19 protein-coding genes and 1 tRNA gene are annotated in these 17,799 nt (G+C 62.6%); 7 read left to right on the top strand and 13 right to left on the bottom strand.

Annotation, left to right across the window (positions count from 1 at the left end; all coding sequences use genetic code 11):
* A partial coding sequence (locus tag Q2941_RS38025) for an N-formylglutamate amidohydrolase (RefSeq protein ID WP_458195699.1) occupies positions 1–748 on the bottom strand: 748 nt, incomplete at its 3' end.
* Between the two features lie 314 nt (positions 749–1,062).
* Between Q2941_RS38025 and cpdR the strand changes: the two genes are divergently transcribed.
* The 4 genes from cpdR (at position 1,063) to Q2941_RS38005 (ending at position 2,534) form a co-directional block, all read left to right on the top strand.
* Positions 1,063–1,422 (top strand): cell cycle two-component system response regulator CpdR, encoded by a 360-nt coding sequence (gene cpdR, locus Q2941_RS38020; protein ID WP_027522271.1) that lies wholly within the window; start codon positions 1,063–1,065, stop codon positions 1,420–1,422.
* A 73-nt stretch (positions 1,423–1,495) separates the two neighbouring features.
* Positions 1,496–1,570, top strand: a tRNA-Val gene (locus Q2941_RS38015).
* Positions 1,571–1,718: 148 nt separating this feature from the next.
* The gene (locus Q2941_RS38010) at positions 1,719–1,934 is read left to right on the top strand and encodes a hypervirulence associated TUDOR domain-containing protein (protein ID WP_027524953.1); all 216 of its coding nucleotides are present in this window, start codon (positions 1,719–1,721) and stop codon (positions 1,932–1,934) included.
* Between the two features lie 129 nt (positions 1,935–2,063).
* Positions 2,064–2,534, top strand: a complete 471-nt coding sequence (locus Q2941_RS38005; RefSeq protein WP_027524954.1) for an L-2-amino-thiazoline-4-carboxylic acid hydrolase — start codon at positions 2,064–2,066, stop codon at positions 2,532–2,534.
* On the opposite strand, the gene Q2941_RS38000 is transcribed toward Q2941_RS38005, so the two are convergent.
* Positions 2,535–2,711 (bottom strand): hypothetical protein, encoded by a 177-nt coding sequence (locus tag Q2941_RS38000; RefSeq protein ID WP_198031827.1) that lies wholly within the window; start codon positions 2,709–2,711, stop codon positions 2,535–2,537.
* 192 nt (positions 2,712–2,903) lie between these two features.
* Between Q2941_RS38000 and Q2941_RS37995 the strand changes: the two genes are divergently transcribed.
* Positions 2,904–3,146 (top strand): hypothetical protein, encoded by a 243-nt coding sequence (locus Q2941_RS37995; RefSeq protein ID WP_027524955.1) that lies wholly within the window; start codon positions 2,904–2,906, stop codon positions 3,144–3,146.
* 35 nt (positions 3,147–3,181) lie between these two features.
* Here Q2941_RS37995 and Q2941_RS37990 read toward each other — a convergent pair whose 3' ends face one another.
* From Q2941_RS37990 to Q2941_RS37975, 4 genes are all read right to left on the bottom strand, one after another.
* A complete protein-coding gene (locus tag Q2941_RS37990) occupies positions 3,182–3,847 on the bottom strand; it encodes an HAD hydrolase-like protein (protein ID WP_458195698.1) in 666 nt (221 codons plus the stop codon).
* A gap of 34 nt (positions 3,848–3,881) precedes the next feature.
* Positions 3,882–4,475 carry a DUF1349 domain-containing protein gene (locus tag Q2941_RS37985; RefSeq protein ID WP_254110779.1) on the bottom strand — a complete coding sequence of 198 codons (594 nt, stop codon included), beginning with the start codon at positions 4,473–4,475 and terminating at the stop codon, positions 3,882–3,884.
* A gap of 166 nt (positions 4,476–4,641) precedes the next feature.
* Positions 4,642–7,176: an MASE1 domain-containing protein gene (locus Q2941_RS37980; RefSeq protein WP_458195697.1), complete on the bottom strand. Its 2,535-nt coding sequence runs from the start codon at positions 7,174–7,176 to the stop codon at positions 4,642–4,644.
* A gap of 321 nt (positions 7,177–7,497) precedes the next feature.
* Positions 7,498–8,589, bottom strand: coding sequence for an enolase C-terminal domain-like protein (locus Q2941_RS37975; RefSeq protein ID WP_254110783.1), 1,092 nt, complete (start codon positions 8,587–8,589; stop codon positions 7,498–7,500).
* A gap of 191 nt (positions 8,590–8,780) precedes the next feature.
* Here Q2941_RS37975 and Q2941_RS37970 point away from each other — a divergent pair, with 191 nt between their 5' ends.
* The gene (locus tag Q2941_RS37970) at positions 8,781–10,343 is read left to right on the top strand and encodes an adenylate/guanylate cyclase domain-containing protein (RefSeq protein ID WP_254110785.1); all 1,563 of its coding nucleotides are present in this window, start codon (positions 8,781–8,783) and stop codon (positions 10,341–10,343) included.
* A gap of 6 nt (positions 10,344–10,349) precedes the next feature.
* Here the strand turns inward: Q2941_RS37970 and Q2941_RS37965 are convergent, their stop codons facing one another.
* The 4 genes from Q2941_RS37965 to Q2941_RS37950 all read right to left on the bottom strand — a co-directional run bounded on the left by Q2941_RS37965 (position 10,350) and on the right by Q2941_RS37950 (position 13,650).
* Positions 10,350–11,570, bottom strand: a complete 1,221-nt coding sequence (locus tag Q2941_RS37965) for an ABC transporter substrate-binding protein (protein ID WP_458195700.1) — start codon at positions 11,568–11,570, stop codon at positions 10,350–10,352.
* A gap of 147 nt (positions 11,571–11,717) precedes the next feature.
* Positions 11,718–12,647 carry an alpha/beta hydrolase gene (locus Q2941_RS37960; RefSeq protein WP_458195696.1) on the bottom strand — a complete coding sequence of 310 codons (930 nt, stop codon included), beginning with the start codon at positions 12,645–12,647 and terminating at the stop codon, positions 11,718–11,720.
* Between the two features lie 102 nt (positions 12,648–12,749).
* Positions 12,750–13,238, bottom strand: coding sequence for a hypothetical protein (locus Q2941_RS37955; RefSeq protein WP_254110791.1), 489 nt, complete (start codon positions 13,236–13,238; stop codon positions 12,750–12,752).
* Position 13,239: 1 nt separating this feature from the next.
* Positions 13,240–13,650 carry a DUF3606 domain-containing protein gene (locus tag Q2941_RS37950; RefSeq protein WP_027524964.1) on the bottom strand — a complete coding sequence of 137 codons (411 nt, stop codon included), beginning with the start codon at positions 13,648–13,650 and terminating at the stop codon, positions 13,240–13,242.
* Positions 13,651–13,822: 172 nt separating this feature from the next.
* Between Q2941_RS37950 and Q2941_RS37945 the strand changes: the two genes are divergently transcribed.
* Entirely contained in the window at positions 13,823–13,969 is a 147-nt protein-coding gene (locus Q2941_RS37945; RefSeq protein WP_198031828.1) for a hypothetical protein, read from the top strand.
* 6 nt (positions 13,970–13,975) lie between these two features.
* On the opposite strand, the gene Q2941_RS37940 is transcribed toward Q2941_RS37945, so the two are convergent.
* Genes Q2941_RS37940 through Q2941_RS37930 form a run of 3 tightly spaced genes read right to left on the bottom strand, consistent with a single transcriptional unit; the run spans position 13,976 to position 17,779 of the window.
* Positions 13,976–15,562 (bottom strand): ATP-binding protein, encoded by a 1,587-nt coding sequence (locus tag Q2941_RS37940; protein WP_254110793.1) that lies wholly within the window; start codon positions 15,560–15,562, stop codon positions 13,976–13,978.
* Complete coding sequence (locus Q2941_RS37935) at positions 15,559–16,263, bottom strand: response regulator transcription factor (RefSeq protein WP_458195695.1); 705 nt, start codon at positions 16,261–16,263, stop codon at positions 15,559–15,561. The genes Q2941_RS37940 and Q2941_RS37935 overlap by 4 nt, the downstream gene beginning before the upstream one ends.
* Before the next feature lie 16 nt (positions 16,264–16,279).
* Positions 16,280–17,779, bottom strand: coding sequence for a DUF4153 domain-containing protein (locus Q2941_RS37930; RefSeq protein ID WP_458195694.1), 1,500 nt, complete (start codon positions 17,777–17,779; stop codon positions 16,280–16,282).
* Between the last annotated feature and the right edge of the window lie 20 nt (positions 17,780–17,799).

The raw sequence follows: 17,799 nt of genomic DNA, 5'->3' as shown, positions 1-17,799 counted from the left end.
GGTTGAGCTCGAGCTGCACCGCATGCAGGCCGCTCGCCGGATTGCCGTAGTGCTCGGTGATGAAGCCGCCGGCATAGGGCTTGTTGCGGCCGACCGAATAGCCGAGCCCGCTCAATGTCTCCTCGACCCGGTCGGGAAGCAGCGGCGTGCAACTCGTGCCGTAGCGGTCGCCGATCACGACGTCGGGCCGGCGCGGCTCGTCTCTGCTGACGCCGACCGAGGGCATGGAGTGGCAGTCGACCACCATCACGGTGCCGAACATCTGGTGCACCTTGTTGATCAGGCGCCTCAGCGCGCGGTGATACGGCTTGTAGAGCGTCTCGATTCGCGCCAGCGCGTCGTCGACCGCGATCCGCTCGCGATAGATCTCCTGGCCATCGCCGACGACGCGCGGGATGGTGCCGAGCCCGCCGGCAACGCGCATCGAGCGGGTATTGGCAAAGCTCGGCAGCCGGCCGGAGAACATCCGCGGGTCGAGCTCGTAGGGCTCTCTGTTCACGTCGACATAGGAGCGCGGGAAATTGACGCGCACGACCGGGAAGCCGCGCGCGCTCAAATGCCCGATCAGCTCGTCCATGAAGGAATCTTCCGAGCGGCGGAGCGTCGGCAGGTCGATGCGCGAGGCCGCCAAAAAATCGTCCGGATAGACCGAGCCGGAATGGGGCGAGTTGAAGATGATCGGCGCCCGCCACTCGATGGGCTCGATAATCTCGAACGGTGGCGACAAGTCGCCGTCAAACCGGGTCATCTTGGTCAGTTTCGTCCCTCTATATCCGCGACAATCCGGATTGGACTCGAACAGGCCGGCAAAGCGAGGCTCTTATGTGCGGTCATTGTCAGGAATCGCAACCATTCTGCCAAGTGAAAAGTACGGGTGCCGCGCTGGAACGTGTCTTAACCGTGAAGCATCGCGTGTGCGGGGCCCGATTGATTCGTGCCCCATTCCGGTTCACAAAGAGCATGCCGTGTGCGGCCGAGGGACGCATTTTTCACCTGAAATTTACCCTCTGTCGGGCTTAGTGAAGTCCAGTGTGTACCCCCGGGGATTCGACGTTTCCTGCCATGACAAAAATCCTGCTCGCCGAAGACGACAACGACATGCGCCGCTTCCTGGTCAAGGCGCTGGAAAACGCCGGCTTTCAGGTCTCCTCCCACGACAACGGCATGTCGGCCTATCAACGGCTGCGGGAAGAGCCGTTCGAGATGCTGCTGACCGATATCGTGATGCCAGAGATGGACGGCATCGAGCTCGCCCGCCGGGCCTCGGAACTCGACCCCGACATCAAGATCATGTTCATCACCGGTTTCGCCGCCGTGGCCCTGAACTCGGATTCGGAGGCCCCCAAGAACGCCAAGGTCCTGTCCAAACCGGTTCATTTGCGGGAATTGGTGAGCGAAGTGAACAAGATGCTGGCGGCCTAAATCGGTCGCCTTCCGTCCTTGCGCGCGCTCCCCTGAGCCGTTATAGGGACCCCACCCGACTTTTGGACATCTAGGGCACGTAGCTCAGCGGGAGAGCACTACCTTGACATGGTAGGGGTCACAGGTTCGATCCCTGTCGTGCCCACCACGCTTCGCCTTCGGCGTCGCGTGGCACAGCCAAAACTCATCCGCGAAGCGTGTCCGGCCTAGCTGGAGCGAAGCGAAAGCGGAAACGCACCTGTCGTTATTGGATGGGACCGCGGGAACCGCCAAACAAGGCCCGGCATTGGTTCGCCATGCCGAAAACCTTCAAGACGGGCGATCACGTGAGCTGGAATTCCGAGGCCGGCCGGGTGCGCGGTCATATCCAGCGCGTGCACCGGAAGGATGTGACCTACAAGGGCTACGTCCATCACGCGAGCCCGGACGATCCGCAATACGAGATCAGGAGCGACAAGACCGATCACGTCGCTCTCCACAAGGGCCGGGCGCTGCGGCTGTTGCGGAGCTGATGGCGCGCATTCTTGCCTGTCGCCCGGAAGCGAAGTCCGGGGGCCTATCCTCCGGCACGTTTTCCCCGATTGCGCTGCGCTCCATCCTGGCTAGGCTCGCTATTCCTTCATCTCCGACGCGAGGCCGCCATGAGCGTTTCCGTCATTGAGCAGGCAAAAATCCAGGCGCAGGTCCTGATCCCCCTCGTCAAGGCGCTCCAGATGGAACTGGGCGAAGCGCGTGCGAACGCGCTGGTGCGCAACACGCTCGGCGATCTCTATCGCCGCTACGGCGAGGAATTCTGGCGGGCGAAGAACGAGCCGGATCTCGGCAAGGCCGTGTCGTCCGCTTTCAGGACCTACGCCCGCGACCACGCGCTCGAGCTCGAAATCATCGAGCAGTCACACGATGCGTTCGCCTTCGACGTGAGGCGATGCGCCTATGCGGAATTCTATCACGCGCTCGGCGAGCCCGAGTTGGGCTTCCTCCTCGTCTGCACCGCGGATTTTGCGACCGCGGAGGGTTTCGGCCCCGACATCAGCCTCACGCGCACGCAGACCATCATGCAGGGCGCCGGTCATTGCGACTTTCGCTACCGGCGAACGCGCGAGACAGACTAGCTAAGCCACCTCGTCCGTCCGGTGCCTGATGGGGATATTCTGCTCCACGGCCTTTGCGAGCACCGTGCCGGTCGTGCGGCCAAGCTCCTTTGCAATCATCGTCACAGGCATCGTGCCGGCGAGCGTTTTAAGTTTCTTGATGTCTTCCTCGTTCCACGACTTCTTCCAGCTCGGCATCGTCCCCAATCCCGCTCATCATTTGCTCCCCCGACTCGCCCGTGCACATTATGGTAGAAGCTGATATGGAATGCATCTGATGTGGCTGCCGCGGGGTGTTCGTCCGATGACACAGGGTGTTTCGTCAGTGCGCGACAGTCTGGCACAAACTGCACTTGTCATTTTTCCACGATGTGCGCCGGCGAGGGATCGATGAAGACGACATGTGTTGCGATGGCGATGCTGGCGCTGATCGCGTCGGGCGCTCAGGCGCGGATCATCGACTGGCAAGCCGAGCTCGAGCACTGCCGCGCGTTGCGCGGGAACGTGGCGCCGCTGCTGCTGGCCGGCGAGGGAACATCCGGCGTCGCGCGCTCAGGCGGGGCCGCCCGCCGCTGCATGTGGATCGAGCACAGGGCGGCGCGCAAAGGCATTACGGGGGCAAATACGCGGTAGCGCTTGGCTGTTTCCGCCGTGCGGCCGAACGGAGGCTATCCGTTCAACATCGATAAGACCAGGCGCGCGAGATCGGAAGTCCGTTCCACCAACTGGCTGGCGCCGGCCGCTTCAAGCTCGTCTCGGCTGCCATATCCCCAAAGAACGCCAAGACAGCGCATGTTGACCGCGCGTGCCCCGACGATGTCATGCCGGCGATCGCCGACCATCAGGCCGTGCGAAGCATGGACATCCTGTTCAGACAAGATATGGGCGAGCAGCTCAGGCTTGTGATCCAGTTTGCCGCCGGGCACCGAGCCATAGATGCCGTCGAAATACGCGGCCAGTTTCAGGTTCTCCAGGATGCGCCGGGCAAACACTTCGCGCTTCGATGTCGCAAGGTACAGTCGCAATCCGGCTTGCCGCATGTCCTGGAGCGCGACGCCAATTCCCGGATAAGGCTCGCTTCCGAGCAGGCCGCTTTCGCCGTAGTGCTGACGATAGGCCGCCACGGCTTGATCGATCCGGTCGTCTCCGCGTGCCCCTAACAAAGCCTGCAGCATCTCTTCGAGCGGAGGCCCGATGGCGCGCTTGATGTCGAGCGCTGCGCCGGGCTCGTGTCCGAGCGCGCGAAGTGTGGCTATGCAGCTTGCGAAGATGCCCGGCTGCGAATCAACGAGCGTTCCGTCGAGATCCAGGAGTACGTAGCGGGCTGGGGTCATACTTTGAAATCCTGCTCCCACGATGGGCCGGGCCTCAGGTGAGATCGTGGAGATCCTTGCCGAGCGGTGGTGTCAGCTGGAAGGTCGAGAAAGCGACCTCCAACCCGGCCCGCTCGGGCGTGCAGGCCATCGGTCCCACCAGGTAGGAGTTCGCCCTTGGAAATGGCGCCAGACGCATCAGGGGCCAAAGCTTGCCATCGGCCGAAACCTGGAGGCGAACGACGCCGTTCGCGACGGTTGCGCGCAGGCGGAAGTCACGGGCATCCTGCTCATAGGGCGCGGTCGCCCAATCGGATCGCCCGTTGGTCAGCACGCTCGCAAGCATGGCGCGTCCGTCTGAAAACTCGATGCCGGCCTTGACCCAATGCTCCGCGTCGATGCGGACCATGATGCCCGCCTGGTCGTAGAGTGCCTCGAAGTCGGCCCGCACATGCAACTCGGCAGTGAACGCCTCGCCGGTGGGGAAGCCCAGGAAATGCCCGCTGTCGCGATTGAAGCCGTAGTGGGTTTCCCGCCAGAAATCGGTGGCGTTGTCAGTGACGAGCCGGAGGCTGTCGCCCTGCGCAGTCCATCGTTCCGGTTCATTCAGCCAGACACCATCGCTTCTGCGAAAGATTGGATCGCTCATGTTGAACCTCGATCGGTGGGTCCCGCCAGTCTTGTGCGATCTCCCGCGCGCACGAGTCACTGCACGGCATTTGTAAATTGCGGCGTGAAGAGGGCAGCCGAGCTGCTGAACTGCTTGCGCCATCGCTGCGCGGGCGTTACCGAGCATGCCTTCAACGGTGCGGCTGTCAACTTCTGCGCAAGGCGTCAGTTGTGCTTGACGCCAAAGACAAGCCGGATGATTTCATTGATCTCGGCGGCGCAATCTCCTGGATGAAATCTCTTAGTGCCTCGGTATCGAACGGCTTACGCAGTATTCTTAAATTTGGAGGAGCTGCCTTTGCCGCGTCGCTGTACCCGGTCGTAAGGGCTATGGGCAAGTTCGGATAACGCGACCGAATTTCTCTCGCGAGCCCGACGCCATCGATGGTGCCCGGCATGACGATATCGCTGAAGACGAGATCGATCGTTGTGCCGGCTTCGAGCAGTTCTAATGCCGATTCGGCCGAATCTCGGTAGATGGTCTCATAGCCCAGATGCTCGAACAGAGAGGACGTCACATCCGCCACATCAGCGCTGTCGTCGACAACGAGAACGGTCTGACGCTGCGAATGCCGTGATTTTTCTTTGGCCGCGGAGAGCTCCTTGTTGGTGATTTGCTCGTCTGCACGTGACGGCAAATAGACTGTAATCGTTGTTCCTCGTCCGACCTTGCTGTCTGCCGTCACCGTTCCGCCGGCCTGGTGTGCAAAACCATAAACTTGCGACAAACCGAGCCCGGTTCCTTTGCCGACCTCTTTGGTTGTGAAAAAGGGATCAAACATCTTGGACAAAAGATTGGGTGGAATACCAGTACCCGTATCGCTAAACGCTATCGCATAGAAGGCCTCTCCCGGTCCACTATCGCCAATCGTTCGATCTGCGGTCACGGCATTTACAGACAACGTGAACGTACCGCCATTTGGCATTGCGTCGCGCGCGTTGACGGCGATGTTAACAATCGCAAGTTCTAGTTCGGCGAGGTCCACCCTAACCGGCGAAACATCCTCGCCAATGTTTTCGTTGTAAACAATGTTCCCGCGCAATGAGCTCTCAATCATCGTGCGCATGTTCTTTATGGAAGCATTCAAATCAACGACCGTCGGGCTAAGATGCTGATGACGAGAGAATGTCAGCAATTGGCGCGTGAGACTCTCTCCGCGTTTGGCCGCGGTCTGTATGGCTTCGATTGCTTTTGGTAATTTTGGATCGAGCAGGCGAGCAAAGATCTGGGCACTGCCTCCAATGATCATCAATAGATTGTTGAAGTCGTGTGCAATCCCGCCGGTCAGTTTGCCGATTGCCTCCATTTTCTGCGACATCGCGAGCTGTTCGCGCGCTTGAAACAGTTTTTCCTCCGCGTCGCGTCGTTCGGTTGCATCCCGGAGTATATTGATAAACCCGATCAGATTTCCTGCTTCGTCAACGCTTGCGGACACCGAGCCGGTGACGAAAAACGGCGTGCCATTTTTCCTGATCCGCCAACCTTCAAGTTCGTGCTTGCCTTCCTGGATTGCCGACTCCAGCGCGCGGGTCGGCGAGCCGGCGCGGCGTTCATCCGGTCGATAAAATATCCCAAAATGCTTGCCGATAATTTCTTCTGGGGTATAGCCGATAATTTTTTGCGCGGTGCTGTTCCAACTTGTAACGTGCCCCTCCTTATCAAGGGCAAATATTGCGTAGTCGACGACGCCCTCGATAAGAATTTGGAAGTGGCGTCTAACGCTGTCGAGAGCCAAACTTTTCCGCTCAATCTGACGGCTCAGTTGGTCCTGAAGGGAAAGCAAATGGGCTTCAGTGCCCTGGCGCGTCGCAATTGCTGCGGCCAAAGCAAGGGGCGGCACTGATACGCAAATCGAAAGCACGAATAACGCCAAGAGCGATCCATCCAGATCCGTCTTCGGAAACGGATCGTTACCCGCCGAGAAGCCCCACACGGCCATTCCGAGGAAAATGAGTGCGGCCGTAGCCACGCCGTGTCGATTCCCGCGCAAGCCAGCCCACATCAGGGGCAGCAAAACCAGAAAGCCTAGAAGGCTCCGATACGGCAGAGGCACATTGAGGTCGCTGCTGACGAGGTTGCCGCCGATGAGCGGGCTGTAAGCAATGATCGCGATGATGCTAACGAGAGCAGAGACCGCGATCGATTCCAATAGATGCCGCTTCGAAGAACTACGTAGACGCTCCATCCCCCAGAGCACGGCGACCGGCACAATCACCAAGGTCCCCGCCGCGTCTGCAAGCCACCAGGTTAACCAGGTGACGACAGAATCAGAGATAATCAATGTGTTGGCGAGAATGAATCCTGCGACAACAATGGTTGAGCTAATCACCGTGGTCGGCACAAAGGAAAAAATTGCAAATTTTGCGATACCAGAGGGAGTGCTGAACGTCTGGCGACCATTCGACCAGCGACTAATCAGCCATGTCCCGGCAAACGCAGCGAGGAGAGGGCCGATCCCGACGGAGCCAGACTCCAGGAGCGACCGGTCGGCGATGAGATAAGGAGTAACAGACCCCACCAAAATCGCGGGCCAAATCCGGTAGCCGCGCAGCAGGACCAGTGCGAGTGCAAACCCAGTAGGTGGCCACAATGGTGTCGCGACGGGGTTTATCGTGGGGAGTAGCAGCGCAGACTCGGCAAGACCAATGTAAATCGTGGCGACTACTAAAAGCTCGACCAAGTAAGACGCAGCACCCAGAGTGCTACCAAAAGCGAAAATCCCGGCTTTGCCAAACCTTGGCCTCTCCATCACAAGCCTTTTGCGGTGGGCGCCTCAAATTGCGGTGGCGGGACCTGGCCGTGGTCCAATGTCACCCAAAAGAGGCGGTCGCAGTTCCACTGCGTCGACGACCCTGCCAAGCACTCAATGCAGTTTTGACCAAAGCATGGCGGCACGATGGTTCAGTGGGGGCGCTTGGCAACTTTCGGAACTCGAATTCCGGAACTCGAGGTCCTCGGGCAGCACCATTGACCTAATGGCGGAGAGGCAAGCTAAACAAACTCAAGTGGCCAAGTATTTCCTCACTACTGCCTCATCCCACGCGATCCCGTTGCCGGGCTCCTCGCTCGGCAGCGCAAAGCCGTCCTTGATGATCAGCCGCGTCGCCAGCACGGCGTCGGCCCAGTCGACATATTCCAGCCAATGCGCCGTCGGCGTGACGCAGAGCAGCTGCGCGCTCACCTCCGAGAACAGGTGGGTCGACATCTCGATGCCGGCGGCCTGCGCAAGAGAGGCGGCGCGCAGCCAGCCGGTGACGCCGCCGATGCGCTGCACGTCGGGCATGACGAAGTCACAGGCCTCGGCGGAAAGCGCGGATTGCATCGCAAAGGCGCTGTCGAAATTCTCGCCGATCTGGACCGGGGTGCGGAGCGCGTCCGCAACGCGGGCGCAGCCGGCATAGTCGTCATGGCGGATCGGCTCCTCGATCCAGAGCAGGCCCTCGTCGTCGAGCATTTCGCCGCGGCGGATCGCTTCCGCCACGGTGAGCGCCTGGTTGTAGTCGCACATCAGCGTCACCTGGTCGCCGACCGCCTTGCGCACCGCGCGCACGACGTTGAGGTCGTCCCGCGCCTCGGGGCGGCCAACGCGGATCTTTGCAGCATGAAAGCCTTCGGCAAGCAGTTTTTGCGCCTCGTCCACGACCGCACCGGCCGGCATGATGCCGAGCCCCTTCGAGTTGTAGGCGCGCACCGGCTTCGGTGCGCCGCCGAGCAGGCGCGCGAGCGGCAGGCCCTTGGCGCGGGCGAGCGCGTCCCAGGCCGCCATGTCGATGCCGGATTGCGCCAGGCGTTGCAGTCCGGCGAGCCCAAGCAGCGTGAAACGCTGGGTCAGCTTGCGCTCGATCTCGAACGGCAAGAGCTCGTCGCCGGCGATCATCTCGGCCATCTCGCCGACCATCGCCGTCAGCGGCTTCAAGGCGGCCGGCGTGATCGAGAACAGATAGGCGTGGCCCCGCACCCCCTGGTCGGTCTCGCAGTCGATCAGCACCAGCGGCGCCCTGGCGACCGCGCCGGTCGAAGTCTGCAGTGGCAGGTTCATCGGCACGATCACCGGGCGCGCGACAAAGCGCCTGATACGGATGGTCTCGGTCATGGCCACTGGCTCCGGATCAATCAATGCAGGTTGATGCCGATCTTAAACATTCGTCATGAAACGAAAAGGCGCCTGCCGCGACCACCATAAAATGGGGTTGCGCCGGCCTGCGTTTACGGGCTCTGTGCCGCCCCATGTTGCGTCGCGGACGCCGGATATCGCGACAAGAATGCACACAACGGAGCCACAGAGTGAAACAAGCGATCTCCGAAGAGCAGCGCAAGAACGGCATCTTGACCGGCGTGGTGATCGCCTTCCTCTTGCTCGCCCTGCCGCTCGCGGTGTGGCTCGACCTGACCGATCTCAGCAAGGCAGCCCTGCGCCGGCAGGCCGCCGACCTCAATTCGGTGATCACGAGCGTGCGCAGCTACTACGCCAGCAACGTGGTCGGGCGGATACTCGCCAATCCCAACGGCACCACCAAGGTCGTGCACAATTACGAATCCGTGCCCGGAGCCATCCCGATCCCGGCGACGCTGTCGCTCGAGCTCGGGCGCGTGATCGGCGCCCAGCAGGAGAACATCACCTACCGCTTCGTCTCCGACTTCCCGTTCCAGAATCGCGCCCCGCACCAGCTCGACAAGTTCGAGAAGGATGCGCTGGAAGCCCTCCGCGCGGACCCCGAGAAGAAGATCGTCGAGACCGAGACCTCGCTATTCTCCGACAAGGTCCGGTTGGTGGCTCCCGTGACGATGGGCCCGGCCTGCGTGAGCTGCCACAACAGCCATCCCGAGAGCCCGAAGAAGGACTGGAAGGTCGGCGACATCAGGGGCATTCAGGAGGTGATCATCGCTCAGCCGATCGCGGCGAACATCTTTTCGTTCAAGTTCCTGCTCGCCTATCTCTTCATCGCGGCCGGCAGCGGGCTCTCCTTTCTCTCCATGCAGCGCCGCCAGGCCAACCACATCAAGTCGATGAACAAGGAGCTCGAATCCGCCAACGACTTCCTCGCCTCGCTCTCGATGAAGATCTCGCGCTACATCCCGCCGCAGGTCTACAAGAGCATCTTCAGCGGACAGAAGGACGTCACCATCCACACCGAGCGCAAGAAGCTCACCATCTTCTTCTCCGACATCCAGAACTTCACCGCGACCGCCGAGCGGCTCCAGCCGGAGCTCCTGACCCAGCTCCTCAACGAATATTTCACCGAGATGTCGGCGATCGCGCATGAACATGGCGGCACGATCGACAAGTTCATCGGCGATGCCATGCTGATCTTCTTCGGCGATCCCGAGACCAAGGGTGACCGCGCCGACGCGCAGGCTTGCCTGCGCATGGCCTGGCGCATGCAGCAGCGGCTTGCCGAGCTGAATGCCAAATGGCGCGCCTCCGGCATCGAACAGCCGTTCAAATCGCGCATGGGCATCAATTCCGGCTATTGCAACGTCGGAAATTTCGGCAGCAGCGACCGCATGGACTACACGATCATCGGCGCCGAGGCGAACCTCGCCGCGCGCCTGCAATCGATCGCCGAGCCCGGCGGCATCGTGCTGAGCTACGAGACCTTCGCGCTGGTCAGCGACGTCGTCACGGCGCACGCGCTGCCGGCCATCACCATGAAGGGCATCAGCCGCGAGGTCATTCCGTATTCGGTCGATGCGCTGAGTGATGGGGGAGCCGCAAAGAGCGGTGTCATTACCGAGCGCGTTCCGGGCCTGGAGCTCTATCTCGATCCAACGGTCGTGAAATCGGGCGATGCCGCGCGGGTGCGCTCGCTCCTGGAGAATGCGCTGGCCTCACTCAAGCCTGCGTGAGGCCGGTCAGCGCTTCAGCCCTTCCGTGAACGCGGTCTCGATCACGTCGCCGAACGACTGCCAGGTGCGGCCGTCGAACTGTTCGAGCCGCATCTGCTTGATCGGCACGTAATTGTCCGGCCGCGTGTTCATCCTGATGCCGGGCAGCGCGACCGAGGGCTGAAAGTCCCGGAGCGAGGCGGCCTGCTGCATCACGTGCTCGCGGGACAGATCGTCACCGCATTGCTTCAGCACCTGCGTGAGCGCTTCCGCCGCTGCATAGCCATAGAGCGCGGCGCTGTTGTTCTGGCTTTCCGGGTGGTTGTACTTGTCCATGAAGGTGAGCCAGTCCTTCATGCCAGGGTCGTCCTTCCAGGCAGGGTCGCTCGGGTCCTTGAGGAATGCCGCCGAGATCACGCCGGCCGAATTCTCTATTCCTGCCGGGATCAGCGCATTGGCGATCGAGGCCGCAGCATCATTCAGGATGAACACCGGATGCCAGTTGAAGCCGGCCGCCAACTTGATCACGCGGGCCGCGGTGCTCGGCACGCCGGCAAAGACGAACACCTCGGCGCCGGATTGCTTCAGCACCGAGAGGTGTGTGTCGAGATGCTCGTCGGCGATGTCGAAGGCGATATCGACGACGACGAAGCGATTGAGGTCGCCCAATCCTTCCTCGATACCCTTGAACAGGTCGCGCCCGAACTGGTCATTCTGCCAGAGCACGACGATCTTGCGCCGGGGATAATAGGCCTGGATGTAGTTGGCGTAGATGCGCCCTTCCGCCTTGTACGAAGGCTGCCAACCCATGGTCCAGGGAAACGCCCTGGGCCGGCTCAGCTCCTCGTCGCCGGACGCGACAAAGAGCTGCGGGATCTTCCGCTCGTTGAGATACCATCGCGTGGCAAGATTGCCGGGCGTGCCGAACGAACCGAACATCAACAGCACCTCGTCCTTCTCGACCAGCCCACGGGTCAGCTCCAGCGCGGTCGCAGGATCGGAATTGTCGTCGCGGGTGATGAAGCGGACCTTGCGGCCGTTGATCCCACCTTGCTCGTTGACCATGTCGAAATAGGCGGCTTCCGCCTTGCCGATCGCACCGAATTCCGAAAGCGGGCCCGAATAGGGCATGACGTTGCCGATGCGAATCTCGGAGACGGTCGCCGAGTCCTCTCGCTGCTGCGACATGGCGCCCAGCGAGGCGACGGCGAGCACCAACGCGAACAGCATCCTGCCGGTCACACGCATGTTCGACACCTCGACGTTGGACCCCTGCGTGGAGGTCGGCGCAATCGGCATCAAGAGCGGTTGATCTAGGTCAAGGGTTTGTCATTCCTGTGTCCCGAGCGCTGCCACCCAAGCGGCAGCGGTGCTGACACGTCGAAAGCCGGCCGGCTACGGCAATCCGCGCGCCTCGAGCTGGTGGACCAGCAGCAGCGTCGGCTCGGCGAGGCTGTCGGCGGAGCCGTCGAGCCCGAATACCGAGGCGATGCCATCGCGGGTGTGCAGGATGGTCGTGCGCGGGCAGTGGCCGGCGCCGCAGAGTGCCTGCCTCAAGGCTTCGCCCTGCGTCACCAGGCCTGCGGGATCGACCGCAGCCCAGGCCAGCACGATCGGTTCGTCGACCTTGAGGATGCCGGGGAAGGCGGAGCGCTCGTCATATTGGGCTGCATCAGAGCCGAAATAGGCCCTCTCGCTGGCACTCGCGTCCTTGCCCGCGCGATAAATGCCGGAGATCAGCACGACGCCGGCGACGTCGGTGTCGGTGCCCTGCAATTCCGGATGCGCGAGCAGGCTCGCGACGTGGAAGGCGCCGGCGGCGTAGCCGACCGCGACGATCTCGCGGGCATCGCCATTGAAGAGATCGACGTTCTGGTGGATCCAGGACAGGGCAGCCGCGACGTCGCGCGCGCCGGAAGGCCAGGACGCTGCCGGCGCAAGGCGGTAGTTCACGCGCACGCCGACCATGCCGTTGCGCGCGGCAAAGCACATCGCCTCATCCTGGAACTCGCGCGCCGTGTCGGGTGCGGCGCTGTCGCCGGTGAAGCTGTCGCCGGCCACGAACAGCAGGATCGGCTGCGGCGTTGTTGCCTTGGTCTCGCTGGTCGCGACGTCAAGGAAATTCTGCTCGCTGTCGCCATAGCGCAGGCTCCGCGAGAACGCGACCTGATCGCACAGCCGGGCCGTGCCTCCGGCGGACGTGTCGGTGTCGGTGAGGCCTGTGCGCACCAGATCGGACGGCGGTTGCAGCCGGGCGGGAAAAAGCCCGTGTGCGGAGGCGGTCGTGATAGTCAGCAAAAGGAAAAATGCGAGATAGTTCTTCATTGTTATGTGCCGTGCTGAGCGCTCAAGCGCCGGCTCGCGTTCCGGCCTGGCCCGTCAATCAGCCCCTTATTGATTGCCGTTGGGGCGATTTGACGGCGCGCACTAATTCCCGGGCTGGAACGTGCAGCTCGCGCCGCTGCCGTCCTTCTGGCGGATGGCGTTCGGATCGATCGTGCAGCTCAGTTTCGACAGGCTCTCGAAGTTCGATCCCGCCGCGCCGTCCGCCGGCACGCCGGCGAGCGCCTCGGTGGCATAGATTTCGTTGGCCGTGGATCCGTTCACGGTCTTGACCTTCTTGCCGAAAGTCACCTCGCAGTTGCGCACGGTGATGTCGACATTGCCGGTGCGGCAGACGATCCGGTCGGCGGTCACGGCGATCGGCTTCTTGTAGGGAATGTCACTGTTGGTCGCGAACAGCATCGCGATCGCCTTCTTCTCGCCGGAGGCCAGGATGGGCGATAGCGGCGCGATGACGCCTGCGAGCGCCAGCGCGGTCGAGCCCGAGATCGTCGAGGCGGTATCGGCGGCCTGCGCGACCGATGCGCCGCCCAACGCGAGCGACGCCGCAAGGATCAGCTTCCTGAACTTCATCTCAGGCCGCCTTCCTGCGCTTTGACGCCTTCTTCGCAGCTCTTCTTTTCTTGACCGCCTTCTTCTTCGCGGCTTTCTGGCCGGCGAGATAGGCCTCGACCTTCTTCGAGGAGTGGCCGGCTGCCGCCACTGCCGCCTTCAATTTGGCGGGCGTGATCTTGAACTTCTTGGACCAGTAGCGGACCTCGTAGGGCTCGCTGAGCGCGATCCGCATCTTGTCGCCGGCGCGGTGCTTCTGGAGCTTGATGTAGACTTCGACCTTCTTGGCGGAGTGGCCGACCTTCTTGACGGCGTATTTCAGCTTGGCTGGCGTGACCTTGAACTTCTTCGACCAGTAGGCGACCTCGTAGCGCTCGCCGAGTGCGATCAGGGCACGATCGGCCCCGCCCCGTTTGGACTTGTTGTCGGCCATGCGTCCCTCCTGCCGCGGAAATGCGCCCGCGCAGTCTAGCACGCTACCGGTGGTAGGAAAGCAGTCCTGCTACGCGCCGTGGGACGCGTGCGGCTCCTCGCATTTCCGTGATGGAACCAAATCACCCTTCGCGCGACTTAATAAGACAAGCACAAAAACGTGCGAGGCTGTCATGGCAGAGCATTGGAAGCACACCGCCGATCCGCGCGAGATCATGCGGGCGACCGGTCATCCCGAGCTGGAATATGCCGCGGGCTGGACTATTGCGGGCCTGGTCACGATCGGCACCATTGTCGCCGCCTGGGTGTTCGCAATCTGAGGCGGCCTAAGCCGCGGGAAACTGGAGCTCGAAAGCCGCGCCTTCGTCGGTCGGCTTCAGTTCGATCGAGCCGCCATGGCTCGCCATCACCGCGCGCGCAATCGCAAGCCCCATTCCGGTACCGCCCGACTCCCGTCGGGTGGTGAAGAAGGCATCAAAGATCCTGTCGCGGTTCGGCGCCGAGATCGGCTCACCGTCATTGCTCACCGTCAGTCGCACCGTCGTGCGCTCGTCGACCGCTTCCAGCCTGATATGTCTGGCGCGATGCCGCATCGCATTATCGGCGAGGTGCGACAGCACGATCATCGCCTTCTCGCCGGACATGCCGATTGACCGGTCGAGGCTGCCCGTCGCGGAGATGGTGCCGGCCGGAAAACGGCTTTTGAGGTCGCCGATGACGGGTCCCAGCTCGGTGCGCTCGTTCTGCGGCAGGCTTTCGGCTCGCGCCAGCTCACGCAGCCGCTGCGCCATCGCCTCCAGCCGCTCGGCATCGGAGAGGATATTGGCGACGAACGTCTTCTGCTCGGCCGGGGTCAGGCTGTCGGGCTTGCCTTGCAGCGAATCCTGCAACAGCTCGGCCGCGCCCTTAATCGAGGTCAGCGGCGATTTCAGCTCATGGGTCAGGTGCGCCGAGAACGTTGCGATGTAATCCGATCGCCGCGCAAGCTGCTCGGCCATGCCAAGGAAGCTGTGCGAGAGCTGGGCGAATTCGCGCGTGCCGTAGTGTTTCAGCGGCCGGAATGCCTCGCGGTCGCCGCGGCCGATCCGGGCCGCGCGGTCGATCAACTCGCGCATCGGCAGCGTGATGGTCCGGGAGAACACGAGGCCGATCGCGATCGTGCCGAGGATGACAGCGAGCCCCGCCAGGATGAACTTGCCGCGCTCCTGGTAGAGAAGGTCGAAGATGTTGCTCGGCGTGCGCGTTGCATAGACCACGCCGGCGACGCGGTTGTTGACGATGACGGGCATTGCCGAGAACACATGCACGCCGAGGCCGCGGCTGAAGGAATAGATCGGCGGCGGCGGCTTGTCCGGCACGCGGTTGCGCAGCGTGGCCCGGTATTGTCCGTGCAATGCCTCAGCGACTTCCTCGATATGGGCGAGCGACTGCCCCACCTCCTGGCGGCCCGCAATCACCACGCCGTTGGGATCGAGGATCCGAAAGCCGGCGAGCGTCACCTTCTGCGTGTCGCGGATGATCGGCGTCAGCCTGGCCCCGATCTCGGCATAGGCCTGATCCGCCGGCCGTGTCGCGGGCATCGCGTCAGGCCGCCGCCGCAACAGATCGTTTGCGGTCAGGTCGAGCGCGGGACGGATCGGCGTGAACTGGTCGCCGGGATCGGGCAGGACGCCGGGCGCCACCTCGGGGCCGAGCGCGATGCCGCCGTCGAGCCGTGCCAAAACCTCCTGCGCATAGATCGTCGCGATCACCCGGCTCTGCGCGATCAGCTCGGCCTGGGTCTGGCGGATGAGCTGGTTGTCGTAGAGGCGGAAGAAGAACAGTCCGACCAGCGGCAGCACGGCGACCGTCGCCAGCACCGCAAAGATCACGAGCCCGAGCGAGGGCCGCCACTTGTCGGGCGCGGAGCTCATGCCTCTTTCTCGCAGCGCCCGAGCTTGAAGCCGACACCGTGAATGGTCTCGATCACGCTGTCGCAGCTCTGCGCCGCAAGCTTGGCGCGGATGTTGCGGATGTGGCTGTCGATGGTGCGGTCGGAGACGTGGATGTTGAGCTGATAGGCTGCCCGCATCAATTGCTCGCGGCTATAGACCGAGGTCGGCCGCGTCAGGAACGCACGCAGGATGTCGAACTCGATCGCGGTCAGCTTAAGCGGGACGCCCGCAAAGGACGCGACATGCTGCTCGGGATCGACCAGGAGGCCGCCTTGCGAGAGCGCGACCGAGCCTGTCTTGGCGTCGCCGTTACGGGGGCTCAGTCGTCGCAGGATGACATTGACGCGCGCAACCAGCTCGCGCGGGCTGAACGGCTTCGTCACATAGTCATCGCCGCCGATCTCGAGGCCGAGCACACGGTCGATCTCCTCGTCGCGCGCGGACAGGAACAGGATCGGCACGTCGGAGGATTTACGCACTTCGCGGCAGACCTCGAGCCCGTCGAATTCGGGCATGCCGATGTCGAGCACGATCAGGTCGGGCTTGTCGGCGGCAAAGCGGCTGAGCGCCTCCTTGCCGTCGCGCGCCTCGATCACGTCCATGCTGGCCTTCTTCAGCGCCACGCGGATGACTTCGCGAATGTGGCCCTCGTCGTCGACGATGAGAATGCGATACGCCAAAGATGTCTCCGCGTCCTCAACCCGCCGCCTGGCTCTTCGCCCGCGCGTCCAGCCGGCGCTGCAGGCGCCAGCTCCGGAAGCTCCAGGCGCGCCAGGACCTGATGTCCTGGCGTTGCAGTTCTACAAGCCGGTCGCGGCGCGACACAAGGCAGGTCTCGTTGGCCCTGTTCCGGATTTGGATGACCTTGTCGATCGCAGGTAGCGCCTGCGGTCCGAGCGTGAGCAGGTAGTTGGTGTCGATCTGCACGCCCTTCCCCGACATTTCCTGGCTGTGGCTCAGATTGTAGTCGGCGATGATGGCATCGAAGTTCACGAGCGCGCAGGCATAGAGCACGATCGTTAACGCGGTCAGATTGACGCCGATCAGCCACTGGTTGGAGCGGTCGAGCACTATGCGGGCGAGGATCAGGACGAGCCCGAGCGCCACCAGTCCCATCCAGATGAAGGCCGCGATGCGCCAATAGGTCAGGAGATAGATGTCGACATAGAGGTCGAGCCGGAGAATGGAGGAGAGGACCAGAAGCACGTTCTGTCCGACCCAGAGATAGACCAGCGACCGGATCACCGTCGATTTCTCGGCCGGACCTCCCGGCCGCATCGCGGCGAGCACGAAACCGGCTGCGAGCAGCGCGGTGGCGATCAGCGGATAGGCTCCGCGATGGGCGTAGGCCGCGTAAGTAACGCCAGCTGGCAGCGCGGCATGGCCCCAGAGATAAATGGCATCGAGGATCGATTGCGCCGCGAACAGCAGATTGAACAGGATCAGCGCGCGCAGGATCGTGGGCGCGCCGAGCAGCTCGATACGGTCGGTGGGAGCGGCCGGCTCCTGTTCGGCCGGCTCGGCAGCCGCCGCCGCAGCGTGGCTCCTGCGCCGCCACTGCACATGGATGAACGGCCAGACCAGCGCGACGATCAGCGTCCAGAACAGAATCCGCCAGATGCTGAGATGGTCGAGGATGAGCTTTGGATTGAGCAGATCGACCCATTGCTCGATCAAGGGATTAGCGGCCGTGAACAGTGCGATGAAGACGATGCCGAGAACGGCGGGGACGAACCAGACCGCGATGCCGCGTGTAAAACCGGTGAGATCGAAGATCTGGAGCACGTCGCGGAAGATTCTGAACGGGCCGAACAGAAACAGATTGCGCAATGCGCGGGCGCGGTCGGCGAATGCGGTGGTATCCGGATTGGTCGCAAGCAGCAGGCCGATTGCAAATGCCATGACGAGGAGCAGGACCGAAAGCAGAGAGACCTCCTCGATGACGGGCACGAGGCCCACGATCACGATGATGCCGCCGAGCGCCGCGCGTCGGAGGTCCAGCGTCGCATGATTGGCGAGCCAGGACGCGCTGGCGATGGCCACAGCAAAGATGGCGAGCGAGATCCCGATTCGCTCGTCGTAGAACAGCCAGTCGGCGAGGGTAACGAGCGCCAGCGCCATCGTAAGCCTGGCCGGAACGGCTGATCTCTGGATCGGGCGGATGTCGGAGGCGGCGACTGATGCCGGGCTTGTCATCTCGAAGACCTTCTCATGGA

The sequence above is a fragment of the Bradyrhizobium sp. UFLA05-153 genome (assembly GCF_054185185.1).
Note: the sequence above shows the minus strand (reverse complement) of the source record. Positions and strands in the feature narration are given on the sequence as shown.